Origin of the sequence: Vibrio sp. 99K-1, assembly GCF_013114585.1 — a bacterium.
Lineage (GTDB): Bacteria > Pseudomonadota > Gammaproteobacteria > Enterobacterales > Vibrionaceae > Vibrio > Vibrio chagasii_B.
The window spans coordinates 158,417-175,936 of the sequence record NZ_VTXF01000006.1 but is presented as its reverse complement, the minus strand read 5'-3'; the positions used below and the strand labels follow the sequence as shown (position 1 = coordinate 175,936).

Annotated in this window: 20 protein-coding genes; 13 read left to right on the top strand and 7 right to left on the bottom strand. The window is 43.7% G+C overall.

Features of this window, described 5'->3' with window-relative positions:
- Nucleotides 1-37 precede the first annotated feature (37 nt).
- From F0228_RS07000 to F0228_RS06975, 6 genes are all read left to right on the top strand, one after another.
- Nucleotides 38-853: an energy transducer TonB gene (locus F0228_RS07000; RefSeq protein ID WP_105058412.1), complete on the top strand. Its 816-nt coding sequence runs from the start codon at nt 38-40 to the stop codon at nt 851-853.
- Nucleotides 854-855: 2 nt separating this feature from the next.
- The gene (locus F0228_RS06995) at nt 856-1,557 is read left to right on the top strand and encodes a MotA/TolQ/ExbB proton channel family protein (RefSeq protein ID WP_061032213.1); all 702 of its coding nucleotides are present in this window, start codon (nt 856-858) and stop codon (nt 1,555-1,557) included.
- Complete coding sequence (locus F0228_RS06990) at nt 1,554-1,967, top strand: biopolymer transporter ExbD (protein WP_061032212.1); 414 nt, start codon at nt 1,554-1,556, stop codon at nt 1,965-1,967. Before F0228_RS06995 ends, F0228_RS06990 begins: the two co-directional genes overlap by 4 nt.
- A 145-nt stretch (nt 1,968-2,112) precedes the next feature.
- Nucleotides 2,113-3,003, top strand: a complete 891-nt coding sequence (locus F0228_RS06985; protein ID WP_171730538.1) for an ABC transporter substrate-binding protein — start codon at nt 2,113-2,115, stop codon at nt 3,001-3,003.
- Nucleotides 3,004-3,106: 103 nt separating this feature from the next.
- Nucleotides 3,107-4,144, top strand: coding sequence for an iron ABC transporter permease (locus F0228_RS06980; protein ID WP_061032210.1), 1,038 nt, complete (start codon nt 3,107-3,109; stop codon nt 4,142-4,144).
- Nucleotides 4,144-4,926 carry a heme ABC transporter ATP-binding protein gene (locus tag F0228_RS06975; RefSeq protein ID WP_171762060.1) on the top strand — a complete coding sequence of 261 codons (783 nt, stop codon included), beginning with the start codon at nt 4,144-4,146 and terminating at the stop codon, nt 4,924-4,926. Before F0228_RS06980 ends, F0228_RS06975 begins: the two co-directional genes overlap by 1 nt.
- Before the next feature lie 394 nt (nt 4,927-5,320).
- Here F0228_RS06975 and F0228_RS06970 read toward each other — a convergent pair whose 3' ends face one another.
- A complete protein-coding gene (locus F0228_RS06970; protein ID WP_061032208.1) occupies nt 5,321-5,782 on the bottom strand; it encodes a TetR/AcrR family transcriptional regulator in 462 nt (153 codons plus the stop codon).
- Between the two features lie 530 nt (nt 5,783-6,312).
- Here F0228_RS06970 and F0228_RS06965 point away from each other — a divergent pair.
- On the top strand, nt 6,313-6,612 hold the full coding sequence (locus F0228_RS06965) for a YfcZ/YiiS family protein (RefSeq protein WP_061032207.1): 300 nt from the start codon (nt 6,313-6,315) through the stop codon (nt 6,610-6,612).
- Between the two features lie 37 nt (nt 6,613-6,649).
- On the opposite strand, the gene F0228_RS06960 is transcribed toward F0228_RS06965, so the two are convergent.
- Nucleotides 6,650-6,946, bottom strand: coding sequence for a YnjH family protein (locus tag F0228_RS06960; protein WP_061032397.1), 297 nt, complete (start codon nt 6,944-6,946; stop codon nt 6,650-6,652).
- 122 nt (nt 6,947-7,068) lie between these two features.
- Here F0228_RS06960 and F0228_RS06955 point away from each other — a divergent pair, with 122 nt between their 5' ends.
- Complete coding sequence (locus tag F0228_RS06955) at nt 7,069-7,668, top strand: hypothetical protein (protein WP_008215701.1); 600 nt, start codon at nt 7,069-7,071, stop codon at nt 7,666-7,668.
- A gap of 103 nt (nt 7,669-7,771) precedes the next feature.
- Here F0228_RS06955 and F0228_RS06950 read toward each other — a convergent pair whose 3' ends face one another.
- Nucleotides 7,772-8,878 carry a 1-acyl-sn-glycerol-3-phosphate acyltransferase gene (locus tag F0228_RS06950; RefSeq protein WP_032498059.1) on the bottom strand — a complete coding sequence of 369 codons (1,107 nt, stop codon included), beginning with the start codon at nt 8,876-8,878 and terminating at the stop codon, nt 7,772-7,774.
- A 175-nt stretch (nt 8,879-9,053) separates the two neighbouring features.
- On the opposite strand from F0228_RS06950, the gene F0228_RS06945 reads away from it, so the two are divergent.
- Nucleotides 9,054-9,680 (top strand): AraC family transcriptional regulator, encoded by a 627-nt coding sequence (locus tag F0228_RS06945; RefSeq protein ID WP_116871306.1) that lies wholly within the window; start codon nt 9,054-9,056, stop codon nt 9,678-9,680.
- Nucleotides 9,681-9,831: 151 nt separating this feature from the next.
- Here the strand turns inward: F0228_RS06945 and F0228_RS06940 are convergent, their stop codons facing one another.
- Complete coding sequence (locus F0228_RS06940) at nt 9,832-10,323, bottom strand: hypothetical protein (RefSeq protein WP_116871305.1); 492 nt, start codon at nt 10,321-10,323, stop codon at nt 9,832-9,834.
- A 22-nt stretch (nt 10,324-10,345) separates the two neighbouring features.
- Nucleotides 10,346-10,867, bottom strand: a complete 522-nt coding sequence (locus F0228_RS06935; RefSeq protein ID WP_061032204.1) for a nicotinate-nicotinamide nucleotide adenylyltransferase — start codon at nt 10,865-10,867, stop codon at nt 10,346-10,348.
- A 109-nt stretch (nt 10,868-10,976) separates the two neighbouring features.
- Here F0228_RS06935 and nadE point away from each other — a divergent pair, with 109 nt between their 5' ends.
- Nucleotides 10,977-11,807 carry an ammonia-dependent NAD(+) synthetase gene (gene nadE, locus F0228_RS06930; protein ID WP_061032203.1) on the top strand — a complete coding sequence of 277 codons (831 nt, stop codon included), beginning with the start codon at nt 10,977-10,979 and terminating at the stop codon, nt 11,805-11,807.
- 88 nt (nt 11,808-11,895) lie between these two features.
- Here nadE and F0228_RS06925 read toward each other — a convergent pair whose 3' ends face one another.
- Nucleotides 11,896-13,752 carry a hybrid-cluster NAD(P)-dependent oxidoreductase gene (locus F0228_RS06925; RefSeq protein ID WP_171730537.1) on the bottom strand — a complete coding sequence of 619 codons (1,857 nt, stop codon included), beginning with the start codon at nt 13,750-13,752 and terminating at the stop codon, nt 11,896-11,898.
- Nucleotides 13,753-14,045: 293 nt separating this feature from the next.
- Nucleotides 14,046-14,819: an EAL domain-containing protein gene (locus F0228_RS06920; protein ID WP_061032201.1), complete on the bottom strand. Its 774-nt coding sequence runs from the start codon at nt 14,817-14,819 to the stop codon at nt 14,046-14,048.
- A 237-nt stretch (nt 14,820-15,056) separates the two neighbouring features.
- Between F0228_RS06920 and F0228_RS06915 the strand changes: the two genes are divergently transcribed.
- The 3 genes from F0228_RS06915 (at nt 15,057) to pyrC (ending at nt 17,505) form a co-directional block, all read left to right on the top strand.
- Nucleotides 15,057-16,013: a helix-turn-helix transcriptional regulator gene (locus tag F0228_RS06915; protein ID WP_061016446.1), complete on the top strand. Its 957-nt coding sequence runs from the start codon at nt 15,057-15,059 to the stop codon at nt 16,011-16,013.
- A 112-nt stretch (nt 16,014-16,125) separates the two neighbouring features.
- A complete protein-coding gene (locus F0228_RS06910) occupies nt 16,126-16,284 on the top strand; it encodes a YqaE/Pmp3 family membrane protein (protein WP_017059962.1) in 159 nt (52 codons plus the stop codon).
- A gap of 192 nt (nt 16,285-16,476) precedes the next feature.
- Entirely contained in the window at nt 16,477-17,505 is a 1,029-nt protein-coding gene (pyrC, locus tag F0228_RS06905) for a dihydroorotase (RefSeq protein WP_086712817.1), read from the top strand.
- Nucleotides 17,506-17,520: the final 15 nt, after the last annotated feature.

Sequence of the window (17,520 nt, the reverse complement as noted above, 5' to 3'; positions counted from 1 at the left end):
ATCCGATACAGAATTTTGATTTGGTAAAGGATTGATTGTGAACGTTCCTAGATATGTTATTGCAGGCGGTGCATCGTTAGTGATTCATGCGGCGCTATTATTTGTCGCTCAAGAATCCAAAGTATTTGCGATGCCTGCAGGTAGCCAATCGAACACGGTATCGATCAACTTCACTCCAAAGAGCATGCCTTCTCAAGCTCAACAAAAAACTGTCACTGAGCCCGTTGAACCAGAACCAATCAAAGAACCTGTTTCAAAGGCTGAGCCTAAACCAACGGAGCCAAAAGCCGCTGAACCCAAGCAAGCTAAACCAACACCTAAGAAAAAGGCGATCACCAACAAGCCACAGCCAAAGAAAGTAGAAAAAAAGGTCGTTGAAAAGAAAGTCGAGAAGAAACCGGTTCAAAAGAAACATGTGACTGAGAAAAAGGTCGTGAAGAAAGAACGCCCTAAACCAAAAACAGAATCAACACCACAACCTGAAAAGTTAGCCGACAAGAAAGTCGATAAGAATATGGACGAATCTGCCAACCAGCCTCAGGAAGTAAACCAAGGCGTCTCAAACCAAGAACCAGTGTTGGTCACGAAGCCATCCTTTTCTGCTCGCCCTACACCGCCAAACTACCCTCGCCAAGCACGACGTCGTGGTATTGAGGGTGTAGCTACTTACGAGATCTGGCTAGACGCTGAAGGTAAACAAGTTAAACAAGCATTAGTAAATTCATCAGGCGCACTGATGCTCGATAACGCCGCATTAGAAGCCATTAAACAATGGAAGTTCTCACCTCACACTGTCAACGGCCGAGCAATCGCTCACCGTGTACAAATACCTGTTCGTTTTAGGTTGGATTAATCATGCAACAAATCAGTTACTTACAAGATCAACTTGGCTTAATGACTTGGCCTCTACTTATCTGTTCAGCACTCACGGCAATGATCATCGCTGAGCGAATCTTCCAAGTCATGCTCAGTATTGGTGTTGGCAAGCGTGCTATTCGCCGCGAGCTCAACCAAATATCACCAACCAACAGCCAAGAAATTGAAGCGCTTGCTCAGTCGATTTCAGGTAAGCGACCGCTGTTGTACAAGGGCGTGTCAATGTTGCTTGCTCACCACTCTTTCTCAAAAGGGTTACGTGAAGATGCTGCGGGGATCTGGCTACAAGAAAAACGCCACCAATTACACGCAGGCCTAAGACTGCTTGGCTTAATCGGCGTGATTAGCCCACTGATTGGGCTGCTGGGCACGGTACTTGGCCTTATTGAAATGTTCAAAGGTGTTGCCGCGACTACAGGCAGCATCACACCAAATGATCTAGCAGACGGCCTTGGATTAGCAATGAGAACGACCGCTGCAGGCTTAATGATCGCACTGCCTGCTATTTCAGGTGCACAACTATTGGGCCTTTGGGCTGACCGAGTGCTTGCTCAACTAGAACACACTCTGAATTACGTAAATGTATGGCTAGAAGGCATGTCTATTCAAACAAACCAGTCTGGCGATGTAAATCATGCGTCTGCAAGCCAAGCCTCTGTAGGTAATGTGAGCCAAGCATGATTAAAACGCCAAACTCATCCCATACGCAGAGCCTAACTCCAGACTTAACGCCTCTGCTCGACATCATTTTTATTGTGATGGTTTTTCTACTGCTTACAGCTTCGGTAAAGCTGGAATCACTCGAAGTTGACCTACCAAGTTCGGACGTAAAAAACGTTTCAGAGGTCCACAAAAATTCGATTAGCGTCAATATCTTAGACCATGAACCTTACTGGGCTATCAACGGAAAAGAATACATTGACTGGGAAAATTTCAAGATCGCCTTGCTCGAAGAGACAGGTTCAACGGATAAAAAGCCGATCATCATTGGCGCGGATAAAGCCGCCAACGTGGAGAACCTAGTGAAACTGCTGTCTTTCCTTCAAGAGAATGGAATTCCTGCAACTCAATTACTCACTGACGATGGCTAGAGCGACACGCGATATTCAGAAGATTTGGCTCTTAGTAACTAAGACCAAGTAGTCGGATCTGAATATCTCCATTGATTAGAACTCACATGCGAACGGACTGCTCACTGAGTTTCTTCGCGATACAAAAAGATATAAAGAACTTATTATGAATAACTTAAACGTGCTCAATAAATTAAAGACCAAGACTCACCTCCTTTCAGTGGCCGCTATGAGCCTGGTATTGACTGCGCCAACTGCGATGGCAAACGACGTCGAACAACCTCGCATCATCAGTGCTGGCAGTGCCGTTACCGAATTAGTTTTGGCGCTTGGTGCAGAAGAACAATTGGTGGGTATTGATGTAACCAGCCGTTTCCCTCAGTCTGAAGACCTACCAAAGATTGGCTACCATAGAAACCTCTCAGCTGAAGGCTTGCTTGCTCTCGAACCCACCACATTGATTGGTTCTGATGAAATGGGACCAGACAACGCGATCTCACAACTTAAATCTGCGGGCGTCGATGTCGAAATCGTGAACACCGAGGCTAACGTTGAAGGGCTACTAAAACGTATCGACCAAATCGCAAAGATCACACACACCGAAGATCACTCACAACAAGTCAAAGCCGATGTGAATCAAAAGATTGCTGCACTAAAAGCAAATCAAGTACCGAAGAATGAAGCAAAGAAAGTACTGTTCCTATTGCTGCACGAAGGTCGCCCTGCGAACGTTGCTGGCGGTGAAACATCACCAAATGCGATCATTGAGTTGGCTGGCGGTATCAACCCAGCCGCTCAAAGCCTTACATCTTACAAACCATTATCAATGGAATCGCTTGTCGAAATGCAACCTGATGTCATTTTAGTGAGTGGCCGCAGTTACCAAAAAATGGGCGGCGCTGATGCGATTCTTAAATCATTACCCATGTTAGCGGCAACCCCTGCAGGTATGAACAAGCAAATCATCACCGTGAATGGCAGTGCTTTGGTTGGTGGGCTTGGCCTAGAAAGTCTCTCTGAAGCCAAGCGTTTAAACGCACTTATCTACCCGCTATAACTCGACCACCCTATTTCTGCTATCGCTAATCCACTCCCCCTCACCACAGACTCACGTTGTTAGTAAAGGGGGTTAAAGTTAGAGATAGATATTGAGGCCCTTTATGTTGTTACGATCCGTCCCACTGAAAACATCGATGTTCGGCCTAGGTGCAACCCTAGCTTTTGTCGCACTGTACTCGATTACTGTTGGGCCAATGAACATTAGCTTAGCGGACAGCGCCACAAGCTTAATTCAACCAAACAATGACTTAGCACCTCACATCAACTTGGTGATTCAAGAAATTCGCTTACCTAGAACCATCTTGTGCATGCTGATTGGTGCAATCCTCGCCTTGTGTGGCGCAGTAATGCAGGGTTTGTTTAGAAACCCACTTGCAGAACCTGGCATCATCGGTGTGTCTGCGGGCGCAGCATTAGGTGCAGCATTGGCGATTGTTTTGTTTTCTGAGCTTTCACTTCAATACCCGGCATTCATGAACTTTGCCGCAGTGCCTGTATTTGCCTTTTTGGGTGGCGCTCTAACCACATTGCTGGTTTACAAACTTGGTACTGGCAAATTCGGCACCTCAGTGACTATCATGCTATTGGCAGGTGTGGCGATCAGCGCACTTTCAGGTGCAGGGATTGGCTTCTTAAACTTCATCGCAGATGATCAAATGTTGCGTGACCTGTCGCTATGGTCGATGGGGTCATTAGCAGGCGCTAAATGGTCAGGGATTATACTTGCTGCTGTCACCCTCGTTGGGCTATTCGTCGTTTTCTACCGCCAAGCAATGTCTTTGAATGCCTTACTCTTAGGTGAATCAGAAGCGCAACACCTAGGCATTCCAGTTCAAAAACTGAAACGACAGCTGATTCTACTGACGGCTGCAGGCGTTGGGATCACCGTTAGCCTGTCCGGCATGATTGGCTTTATCGGGCTGGTGATCCCTCATTTAGGCCGCATGTTAGCGGGTCCTGATCACCGAGTTCTATTGCCATTGTCAGCGGTGCTAGGTGCACTACTGTTAACAGCGGCAGACATGTTCTCACGCGTTGCTCTTGCACCAGCCGAATTACCGGTAGGTATTGTCACTGCGATTATTGGCGCGCCCTTCTTCTTGTACCTACTATTCCAACAGAAAGGGAGAATCCTTTAATGTTTCCTGCAGCGTTAAAAGCAACCGACATCGAAGTGAAGTTCGGCAGCAAAGTGATTTTAGATGGCGTTTCTATTGAGATTGAAGCAGGAAAGGTAACCACACTACTTGGGCCAAACGGCGCAGGCAAAAGCACACTGCTCAAAGCCTTATGCCAAGAGATATCAAGTATCGGCGACATTCAATATTTTGGGCATGCTAAAGACAAATGGCCTTCACACAAGTTGGCGAAACATCTGGCTATGCTTCCTCAACACAGTACGTTGACCTTCCCATTTTTGGCACGCGAAGTTGTCGAGCTTGGTGGCATTCCACTGCAAGAGTCAAACAAAACACTGACCAACATCGCGAACCAAAAAATGGACATCGCCGATGTATCTCACTTAGGAGAGAGGCTATACCCTTCTCTGTCTGGCGGTGAAAAGCAGAGAGTTCACTTGGCTCGAGTACTCACCCAACTCCACCACTCTGGCGATCAATGCATCTTAATGCTTGATGAACCCACCTCTGCATTAGATCTTGCCCACCAGCACAACACGCTAAAGATCGCGAGAGAACTTGCAGACAATCATAATGCTGCCGTTATCGTGGTATTGCACGACCTCAACTTAGCGGCTCAGTACTCAGACCGATTGGTGGTTCTGAAAGATGGCAACCTAGTGTGCGATGGCAGCCCTTGGGAAGCACTCAAGCCGTCAATGATTGAAGATGTTTATGGATATAAAAGCATCGTAGAAAAGCACCCTACGATGAGCTTTCCTCAGGTACACCCCGCACACTAAACTCGATTCAGATCCTGCTCATTTTGAGCACCCTCTCCTAATAACAATTAAGTCACTATAAGCTTCGATTTTATCGAGGCTTTTTATTGGCTCATAGCCTCTCTCTCGCCTTAAACTCAATTTTATTAGCAACCATAGCAATGAACTCCAAAACGCCTCACTAAGAGCGTTTGAGGCTCTATAAGTGAACATTATCAATTAGGGTTGCTTAGCTTTTCACAGTAAGGGCGAAGGAAGGGCATGAATGTAAACGGTTAAAAAGAAAAGAAATAACGACCTTGGATACAAAGAAATCAGATAAAGAAAGCGCGGTGAGTACGATGGAAAAAGAACAAGAGTACAAACGATAGGCACAAAAAAAGCTCCCGTAGGAGCTTCTTTCAGAATGCGTTGATTATTGGCTCATACGAATCAATGATTTACCAATCAACCACTCAAGTTCTTTACCGCTTGTATCGCCAAACTGAGTCTCGGTCAGCTTGTAAAGACGATCAATACCGTTCGCCGCAAATTCGTGCGCGCTTTCAGCAGTAACGATATGATGGAAAAGTAAACGTAAGATTGCTAGGAACTCCGCGTCTTCAAGCGCTTTAACCCAGCTAGCTGAAAATGCATCAAGACCATTTTCGAAATCAATGTGCTCCATGAACATCTTAAAGATTCGACCGTCTAGAGCAGCTGTGAAATCTGTTTTCTTTGGAAAGTGGTGGCTTATACCTGTACGAGAAACGCCCGTTTGCTGACTCAACGTCGTGTATGACATCTTGTCGTAACCCAACCTTAGTAACTGGTCTACAACGGCATCCATGATCTTCTGGATTGTGATTTCTGTATCTTCTTTACTACGCTTTGGCATATTCAGGCTCTTCTCTTTGTAAATCCATCTAACTCAATCAAATGAAGTCAGAATGAAAATTGTTATCAGCATTATGTGAGCAAGGCATTTTTTCGCAAGTATTTCCATTAAAATACCCGCCAGTACTTCGCATAAACAACTTTACAGTGCTGCCTCTTTGGGCACTTTGTCTAATTATTCTTCGAAAGTAACCTTACCGCTCTAAGTGGTTAATCTAAAATAACTACTTAGAATATCAAATACCCAACAATAAATTCATTGTATAAATACCTATCAAGCAATAGATAGTCTTATAAAATTAGTCACGACGCAACTAACTGAATGATATTCTAACAAATTAATGACACTGCTTTTCAACAAAACATGAGATAGATCACATACATATTTGTCGGCGCGAATGTACATATTCATTTAATCCCACAACAAACAACATAGCATACCAGTACAAATTAGTTCAAAGATTTTAATTTTTGTAGATACAGTTCAAATTGCTCGTTAGAATAACCTCAGATTTTGTAAGAGGATTATTTATGAGCCAAGATATTGGTAACAACGACGTATGTGAAGCTTGCGGCTGCGCGGGCGAAATCGGGTTCATCATCAAAGAAGGCGACGATGTTGCTGAGGTAACGGTTTACGGTAACTCAAAAGCCCTAATTGAAACTGAATTTGCAAAGTACGTAGAGCTAGCAAAGCAAGTATCTAGCAATGTTGAGTATGAAGCGTCAGAAATGACCGAAGAAAGTACTGAATTGCATGCACGCTTCAAGTTCGAAGTAAGCGCAGAAAAGATTATTTTCGAACTTAAGACTCGCTCTCTAGCGCGTTAATATAAGCATTTATGCTCTTATATAAAGACGAGTAAAATTACTCGTCTTTTTTTATTTGTATCCAAGCAAGTGCCCCATTCGTTTCAAAATCGTTTTCCGCAGCACACTGAATCACAACACCAGAGACTTCGAGTACCGCTCCAATACTGTATGCCTTGTCATCGTAATAACAAACTCGTTGCTGTTGACCGCTTTGAGTAACGACCACCGCAGCCTTCCCCGGCGTTGAAATTACTTTATTCGCATTGGCAGGCATTGAGCAAAACATTGCACTTGCTACCAAGACGCTCTTAATTATTTGTATATTTACTCTAGTCATCCATTTACCTGCCATTGTCGCTGAATTTCTGATTGGCCAAACGATTTCTATTTTATCTACCGCCAAATGGGTAAAACACTGTGCGAGAATAATTTTTCCATTATAGTGTTAACGTCTATCGTAATAAGAAGCCTGTTATGCTCAGAATAATTGCACTTATTATTGGTTCTTTAACCATAACAAATGTCAGTGCAGAACCAATCGATCACTATCAAATATTGAACCATCTGGACAATTACGGAAACTTATATCTCCGAAATAAGCCTTACACAGCGCTTCCAACCGGTTTAGTGGTCGATGGTAATCTTAATATCGAAAACACCCCGATCACACGTTTACCTAAAGGGCTTGATGTTAACGGCAGCCTCAAGGCTTCTAATAGTCAGCTAACCAGAGTAGCAAGTGGTGTAAAAATCAAAGGCTACGCCGACTTCATGGGGAGCAAAATCACCAGCTGGCCTAAAGGTGTAAGAGTCGGCGGGTTCATTAATTTCACTGACACTCCATTGCAAAGGCTGCCCAACGGCCTGCGAGTGAGAGGCGACCTCAGTGTGATTCGCACCCCTTTAACCGAACTGCCGAATGGCATTGTGATTGATGGTGACCTGTATATCGGCGGCTCAGCAATTACTGCATTCCCAGAAACGATGACGGTGAAAGGCAATATCTATTTAGGTGGCAACACCGTCACGACTTGGCCAACAAATTTAGAACTTGGCGGTGCAGTGGCGCGCTAGCCTTGCCTATGGCTTAGCCTCTTACCATCAAAAAGTATAAGTAAAAAACAAAAAAGGAGCTCAAGGCTCCTTTTTCAATTCAATCAATTAAGCGAAATCTTCGTTAACCAATGTTCTTCACTGGGTTCGCGTAGCTGTCGATCAAGTACTGACGCGCACCTTTTGGCAACGTTGCTAGCTTGTCTTCGAACTCTTTCTTAACCGTAGCTGTGATCGAGTCATCTTCTTTCTCTGCCGCCAGCAGGTTTACTGGGAACAGCTTGTAGTTATCATGGATCTGACGGTCAATCTCTTCAGCCAATGCTTCTGGAGTCTCAAAGTCTTGATCGATAACCTGACCAAATCCAACGTGGATGCGCCCTTTATTACCCACGATACCTTGGATAATGCTCTCGATATCTTCAAATTCGCCTTTTTCGTAACTGCCGTTTACATCTTTTTCAAACAGCTCGATCGCTTTAGCCGTATCACAAGGATCATTCTCATATGAGATAGAGACAGGGACAATCTTCAGTGACTTCACGTATTCAGGGAACGCCAGCTTCTGCTTACGTCCTTCAACATGAAACATTTTAAGGATTGCAGGATCAGTGAAGTCATTACCGTCTTTTGCACGGCCTTCTTTCTGAGCGATCCAGATAGAGTTACCAGTATCTAAAGAGTGCTTAATGTAAGAAGAGAGCTGGCCTAACGCTTTCATCATTTCACGCGGCCCTTTAAGCGAGCGCTTAACGATAAAGCTCTTATTCAAGCGCATCAACTCTGTCGCACACGGCTTCTTCAAAAGGTTATCACCGATCGCAATGCGACAAGTTTGGTGATTCTGTTGATGCAATGCGTAGTTCACCAACGCTGGATCCATAGCAATGTCACGATGGTTTGATACAAACAAGTATGCTTGATTCACATCCAATGACTCTAAGCCTGTGTACGTCACACCGTTTGTGGTGTTCGCTAGCGTGTCACGTAAGTACTTTTTCACTTCAATCTGAATGGATTCAACGCTAGTCAGCTTGCTCCACTTCATTTTTAAGTAAACACGTAGAATTGGGCTCATTAATGCTTGGAACCAAGCTGCGTGATTTGAAAAACGGTAGTTCAGAATCGCACTGATGAACTCTTCATCATTAATAAGACGGTTTAGTGCCGCTGGAATTTCATCATCGCCGTAAGGGCGAATATCAACATATGGATCGGTTGGAGAGGTCATTTTTTCATTCATATAATAAAAAGCTGGCTCATTCTACGCGTTGTTTTGACTTCTCGCAGCTACAGAGCCCATACTTTTGACAAGGTCAGACCAGAAACAGTGAAAATCCCCTGTTATTGTTGGCATTCTTTAAGATTAACGGTAATCTTGACGCCCCAAAATTAAGGTACTATCTATGAACTTCGCTATTGAATATACATCGGCTTACTTTTCACACTTGGTGATCACACCACGCAAGAAAGTACTAAAACATAGCCTTGTATCGGTTCAAAGTGGCTTGGTTTTGATCAAACTGGGTAAGCAAGAGTACGCTGTTGAACCTGGCCAAAGCATTTGGATTCCCTTTGACTGCTTAACTTCGTTGACTTACTTCCCAAACACTCAAGTTAGCCGTGTCGATTTCTCAGTGCGACTGACAGATGCCTTCCCGCGCCAAGCTGGTTACATCACGCAAACTAACCTCTCTTTGGCGTTGCTAGAGAAACTAGAGCTGACTCACGGCCGAGCTTCAGGTGCGAACAATACCGAGCAAGCGTGTAAAGATATGCTCTCTGTACTCAAGCAAGAAGTGTTGGCATTCAAGCCACTGCTTTGTGAAAGTGCGTTGTCTCAACGATTCAATCAGTGGAACATTGATGACTCTAACCTGCCACAAGAGCACACCTTAGTCATGGTAATGCGCGAAGCTAAGAAGCGCATGCAATCAGGTCAAAAGCGCTCTGCCGTAATCGACGACTTATTCTCAGGTAAAGAAGAAGAGTTTGAACAGTTGTGTATGCTGGTGTTTGGTGATGACCTATAGTCACTAATCAGAGCGATCGTCGCTAAGAAAAGCGAGAACCTAGATACTAAAAAGCCGCAAAAACTGAGTTTCTGCGGCTTTTTTAATTCTTAGTACTAATTCAGGTAAAATAGAAGCTAAGTTAGCAATCTTGAAGAACAATAGCGTCCTTCTAAAACGGTAACTCGACCTGCATCATCAAATCGGCATCTCTTGAATCATGCCAACGATAATCAAAGCGCATACGAGGTTGCCCTTCTACTTTCTCTCCGAAGCCAATGCTTAATTGCAAACCGTGATTCAAAAGCCACTCTTCAGTAGACATATCATATTGCGCATCTTCTAAGTCTTCAGGAAACCACATCCCTAAGCCAACATAATTTGACTCAAGGCTTTGAGTTAACAGTGGTGCATCTTTGGTTTGAAGTACCCAGTCAGACCAATAGTCTGGTGTGCTCTCGGCTTCGTCTTCACTCATACCAGTGATTTCCAGCATGCGCTCACCAAAAGACTCAATGCTCGTAGAAAGATCTAGACAGCTATTCTCATCATCAGAAGTCAGCATGATTGAATCTAAGCTAAAAAAGTCACATTCAGCCTGTGCAGGTAAACTGCATGCTGCAATGATCATCGTCGCTGGTATCGCGCGCTTTAGCATAGTCATCAGACCTCTTGAATTAGTGAATCTACATTATTGTATACAGTCCACTATCTTGCAACATCTTTGTAACTGACTTTGTGCTCAGTTTTGATACATCGCTTCCACTTATCAACGCATTACGAATGTCTGTGCTACGGATCTTCACCTTCTCTGGGCAAGCCATTACAGACCATCGCTCGGTAATCTCACCTGATTTATAGAAAGATGAGAACTTGAAGAAGTTGTCCGGTCCGATAACAAACGTGAGTTCAGCGTCACCATGTAACTTTTGTAATTCACTGAGTACAGCATAAGTTGTCACACTTTCACCGGGCGTAAACAAACTCTTTTCGATCAATGATAGTTCAACTTGATCCAATGAAAGATCACTAATAAATGCGTTAACTAACTGACATCTCGTATCAAAGTCTAGCATCTCTTTTCCCCAAGCATGGGCAATACTTGGTACCAGAAGAATCTTGTCGAAATGAGCCAGTGAATCAATCACACTTTTATGCCCTAAGCTCGGCGGATTAAACGCACTACCGAAAATGGCTATTTTTTCCATTATTAATTGCTGCCTTCTCTTTCTAAGCTTGTGCAAAGAGGTTTTTAAATCGAATGATTTAGGTATGATAACACTAGATTTTTAATTTGCTTGCAGGAAAGGAATACGAATGGAACAGTTAATTCGTGACGAAATGCGCGTACTACCTTCAATTGACCCTCACTTCGAAGTGACTCGTCGTGTGGACTTTATCAAAACGAAACTTCAGCAGTCAGGCTGCAAGTCCCTGATCCTTGGTATCAGTGGTGGCGTAGACTCGACTACCTGTGGTCGTCTAGCACAACTGGCTGTTGACAGCTTGAATGAAAACTCTGGCAGCAACGACTACCAATTCATCGCAGTTCGCCTACCTTACGGTGAGCAAAAAGATGAAGATGAAGCACAACTTGCTCTCTCTTTTATCCAGCCTTCTCAATCAGTTTCTGTGAACATTAAAGCAGGTGTTGATGGACTTCACGCGGCTTCTCACGTTGCACTTGAAGGAACGGGTCTACTACCAACAGACTCTGCGAAGATCGACTTTGTAAAAGGTAACGTAAAAGCTCGAGCTCGTATGATCGCGCAGTACGAAATCGCAGGTTATGTAGGTGGTCTTGTGATTGGTACTGATCACTCAGCAGAAAACATCACTGGCTTCTACACCAAACACGGTGACGGTGCCTGTGATCTAGCGCCTTTGTTTGGCCTGAACAAGCGTCAAGTTCGTGAACTTGCAGCAACGCTAGGTGCGCCAGAGCTATTGGTTAAGAAAGTTCCTACTGCCGACCTAGAAGAGCTTGATCCACAGAAAGCCGACGAAGCAGCATTGAACCTTTCTTACGATCAGATCGATGATTTCCTTGAAGGAAAAGAAGTCCCTCAAGATGTGTCAGACCGCTTAGTAAGCATCTACAAAGCGACACAACACAAGCGCCAACCCATCCCGACGATCTACGATTAATAGTCTAAATTAATCTCAGAATCAAAAAGGCCGTAAGTTCAGTAAACTTCCGGTCTTTTCTATTCTATGTGCGGAATAACTTAACTAGTTAATCAACAACTTCGATATCGGTTTGAGGCACACTGCAACACGCCAGTATCTGTCCCATGTTCCGTTCATGTTCTTGCAGCGCTGGTACATCCGGTTGATGAACTTGTCCTGACTCAAGGGTCACTTTACAAGCACCACAGAAACCTGCACGGCAGCTTGATGCAATAGGCACACCGGCCGACTCGGCTTGCTCTAGTAAGGTTGACTGGTTATTACCTTCGAAAAGATAGCCGTTAACACTCAGTTGTAATTGCTTCACGGCTTCTTCAGTAGCCTGAGCGACACCAAATGCTTCTTGATGATAATGCTGAGGGTTAAGCCCCATTTGAATCAGCAGTTTCTTGGCATTATCCATAAAGCCATCAGGGCCACACACGAACGCTTGGCGCTTGTGTAACTCATCAATTTTAGCGACATGAGACACGCTTAAACGACCAGACAAACCATCCCACTCTTTCGTTGGTTGGCTCAATGAATAGATCACACGTAAACCTTCATGCTCTTTGGCGATCTGGTCAATCTCTGCTTGATAAGGGATATCTTCTTCGCTGCTGCATTGATGATAGAAAACCACATCATTAATCTGACCATGGTCTGCTAAATAACGAAGCATCGACAGCATAGGCGTGATACCGCTACCCGCAGAAAGCAATAATAAAGGGTGCGTTGGGTTCTCTTCTAAGTAGAAAGCACCATCCGGGTTTTGCGCCACTAAGGTATCGCCAACTTGGAAATGGTCGTTCAACCAATTAGAGATCTGGCCATCATTGACGCGCTTCACTGAAATCGCTAAACGACCCGCGCGAGATGGGCTCGAAGATAACGTGTAACGGCGAGACACTTTTTCGCCATCAATCACCATTTCAATCGGTAGGTGCTGCCCCGGCTGATAGCTTGGTAATGAATGGTTCTCTTTCGCTGGCTCTAGCCAGAAAGTTGTAAAGTCTCGAGCGATCTCTTCACGCTCGACGCAAGTTAAGTGCAACGACTCTACCCATGTGTCTTCATAGTGCTCTTTCTCTTTGGTTTCGAGTACTTCCACCACGTCACCCGCTTTCACCAGGCCTTCATTTTTCGCTACAAGGTTCTGGCCAAAGAAAACACCACCGCGTTCATTAGCTCTGAATTTAGAAAAGGTATTGAGCGGCTCTTTTGTCGTTCTAAATTCGCCACTCTCAACATCGACTGTCGTTAAAATACAGCGCTCACAAGGCTTCACCGCTTCGAATTCAACCTCACCAATTCGGATACGCTTCCAACCGTCTTCGGCAAAGGCTTCTGTATTTGAAACAACAAAGTTAGTGCGGAACTGATCCATGGAATGCGTTTCAGGACTACGACGATTCAGCTCATCAAGAGAGGCTTGGCTGATGATTAACATTGGGTAGCCATCGGCAAAGCTCACGTTATGACCAAGTTTTTCACGAACACGATTCGATTTTTCGCCCGAAAACAGTAATTCAACACGCACGCCCAACACATCGCTGAACCAATCATCGGCTTCATCACATGTCGTGTATGCCGTGAAGCTGTCTTTCCACACCGTTGCTGGTGCTTCTTGCATCTTGAAGTTTGCATACTTGAGGCGCAGCGGCTCTTTGCCTTCGTAAGTAAAAATCAAACCATCTGGCTGCAAGCTTGAAGACACCTTGACCATTTTCGGATATTTACGCGCCGTAACCATTGAGCCGTCAGCCAATGCCAGCATGAAACGTCTGTCAAAAGTGAGACCTTGTTTTTCAACCCAAGCAGAAGAAAGCGCAATGCCGCCCACTGATTTAACCGGAAACACATTGATTTGAGATAAGGAAGGAGCTTGCTCTGAAGCCTTTCGATCTAGAGGTGACTGCGACATAACGATTCCAATGTTTTGTAGTTTGTCCCAATGCTAACAAATGGTTATAAATAGATAAACTGGCAGCTATTAAACACTTGATACTAAGTAGACATAGGTAAAATGTTAGAGTCACAATATGTTCTAGTAGATCTACAATCTTAGAAGCTAACGACGATGATGCCAGACAAACTAATATCGCCCCTTTGTTATCCAACAGCATCAATATTTTCTTGCTATAACAACCAACAAAATTCAACTTCAGCTCCAAGTCCCCTTACGGTTCAATAAACACAATGAACCCAAAACTACATTTAAGGAGATGAGCAATATGCTGTATGTTTTTTTGACAACTGATTCAGTGAGCCCGGCTTACCCAAGTAATACCCTTGGAAGTAAGCTATGCCCTGTGCCTTGGCAAAACGCAGGTCTTCATAACTTTCAATCCCTTCTGACAGCAATTCAATTTGATATTTTCGAGATAAAAACCTAAGACGCTCCCAAAAAGCCGAATGCTCACTCCTGTTTCTCATTAAAGACCTATCAATCTTTAACACGTTTGGTTTAACTACACTAAGTAGAGCTTCACCAACGTTATATCCGCTGCCATAATCGTCTAACGCAATCTTAATCCCAAGGCCTCGACATACTCCAAACTGTGAGACCATCCGTTTCTTATCTATACCTTCTGGATATTGTTCATTTTCTGTAATCTCAATCCAAAGGGTGATACCTAACTTATTGCATGCCTGCCAAATTGGGTAAATATCACGAATAAAAGTAAAGCTCAAAACATGTAATGGAGAGATATTAATCGTTAGAAACTCTATATCAGTCTTACGAGACAAAAGCTCTTTCGACACAGCGAGTAAGAATTTTTGTGTAAACCATGCAATCTTCTCAGAGTCTAATAGACAGCGGATTGACGATTCAACGTCATGCCCTCTTTCCCAACGTAATAAAACCTCAGCACCGACAGTTCCATTGCCATTAGTTATCGGTTGAAAGACAGGGTAAAACAATCCCTGGTCAACATCTTCAATAAGTGCTTCGGCTTGCAAATTTTCAGACAACATGCTCGTATTCATAAACAAACCTCTTTTTGTGATTGATCGATACTACAGAGCAATAGATGGCAATATTTAGCACGAACAAATCACATGTTGCTTTGAATGCCTATTTCCTGACACCAGAAGAGGACGAGAACACAAGCAGTTAAATGAATTTATGAGTCAGCTACCTTTAGGTATGTTACTAAAAAGACGCCATAATCCATCTTGACTAGCTATACTTCAATGAAGTCAAATTACACATAGAGATAATGGATGTTTGGTGACTATTTAAAGGAATTGAGACTCTCACTTGGCCTTACTCAGAATGAACTTGCTGTTAAGTTAAACCTTGCAGATGAAGAGTTTCGCTCTGTAGACGTAGTAACGCTAAGCCGCTGGGAAAGAGGAAGAACTAAGCCAACGCTTGCCAAGTGCCTTAGAATCTTGCGTTGCTTACAACTTGACTTGAGCGATTTTTATGAATTAATACCAAACCCAAACGAATCAAAATTATTAAATGAATTTTCTAGACTACGTTTTAATAACCAGCTGAGCAGGCTTTCATCGTCAAATTACGAAACGACGCAAAAGCCACAAGTATGTTTGATTACTGAGTTGCCACTTCTTCTGAAAGACGATGATAAAATACTATATAACCTTAAAGCTTTTTACGAAACGGCCAGCTATATTCCCAAAGGTCTATTCGACATCAATTTATACGACTATCAGCAAAACAAACGAGCTATTTTCAAAAGGTTTACGACAAAAAGTGGGCAACTTATAGGCCATTCACTTAGTTTTATCTTTGAAAGTGAATATTTTGACAAGGCAATCCATTCCAAAAACTTCAACATCAACCTAAAAAAGACTGTCAGTTATAAAAGTACGACTCCACTAGCCGTCTGTAACTATAACCGTTACTCTACTAGTTTCGAGGTGTTTAGGTGCATGTTAGTTTCTCAGTATATAAATCTAATCCGCTATTCAAATGTGCAACGTTATTACTTCTTTAATGCCCTACCTGAAAGTGGACAAATTTTAGAACAACTTGGATTCACGAAGGTAGCGTTTGATATTGAGTCAGATACCGGAGGTTTTAAATTGGGTAACCGAGCATTCGAACATTGTTTGTATGAAATTGATACTGCGACACTTCTTTCTCATCCTGAAATAATAACTCTTATAAAAACAACACAGTGGAATAATCAGAACTTAACACAAAGTAATTAAGCAAACCCAGAAAGTGCATACACTGTGATACCTACCAGATTAGAACCCCATACGTTCTATAATGTGAACACGGTTATCGCATTGAACTTTCATTGAATAAAAAGGATTTATCATGAACAAACTCGTCATTATCATTTTATGTGTACTGCTTCCGCCTGTTGGTGTGTTCTTCGCTCGTGGTGCAGGTAAAGATTTGGTGATTAATATCATTCTTACTTTCTTCTTCTGGGTTCCAGGAATGATCCATGGTCTGTGGGTAGCCACCCGCTAACCCTTATTAGCAAATAGATACCGAATAAAATATCCATAAAAACAAGCTCCTAACCCTGAAGAGTTAAAAATAGGATGAAATGAAAGTGCTTTTCCACTATCATCCTGTCGCCTAAACGTAAGCGATTGCTTTCACAGATTTCGCCGAGTTTAGGCTCCAACTACATAACACTTCAAATGGTGGGAGCCTTCAATGACACAACTTACGATTACTCGTCCTGACGACTGGCACGTTCATCTACGCGATGGCGAAGTATTAAAAGATACAGTGCGCGATATCAGCCGCTACAATGGTCGAGCGTTAATCATGCCAAACACCATCCCACCGGTAACCGATACCGAAATGGCTTTAGCTTACCGTGAGCGCATCATGGCAGAGCAGCCAAGCGAGCAATTCCAGCCTCTAATGGCACTTTACCTAACAGACAACACAACACCTGACGAAATTCGCAAAGCGAAAGAGTCTGGTGCAGTAGTGGCAGCAAAGCTTTACCCAGCAGGCGCGACGACTAACTCTGATTCAGGCGTAACGTCAGCGCAAAAGATTTACCACGTGTTAGAAGCAATGCAAGAAGTGGGTATGTTGCTGCTGGTTCATGGTGAAGTAACCACTCACGATGTTGATATCTTCGACCGTGAGAAGCAGTTCCTAGACACAGTGCTAGCGCCGATTGTGAACGACTTCCCTAACCTAAAGATTGTTCTTGAGCACATCACAACCGCTGACGCAGCAAACTTCGTTAAAAACGCGAACGACAATGTAGCGGCAACTATCACCGCTCACCACCTGCTTTACAACCGCAACCACATGTTGGTTGGCGGCATTAAGCCACACTTCTACTGCCTTCCTATCCTGAAGCGTAACACTCACCAATTAGCGCTTATCGAGGCTGCAACAAGCGGTAGCAAGAAGTTCTTCTTGGGTACAGACTCTGCACCACACGCAAAAGGTGCAAAAGAGTCAGCATGTGGTTGTGCAGGTTCTTACACAGCGCACGCTGCCGTTGAACTGTACGCAGAAGTGTTCGATTTAGAAGGTAAGATCGAGAACCTAGAAGCGTTTGCAAGCCACAACGGCCCTGATTTCTACGGTATTCCACGCAACACAGACACTATCACTCTTGTTAAAGAAGAGTGGAACGTTGCTGAAACCATGCCTTTCGGTTCAGACATCGTTGTGCCAATCCGTGGCGGCGAGACGATTGCTTGGTCTGTAAAGTAAACGCTTGGTCGGTAA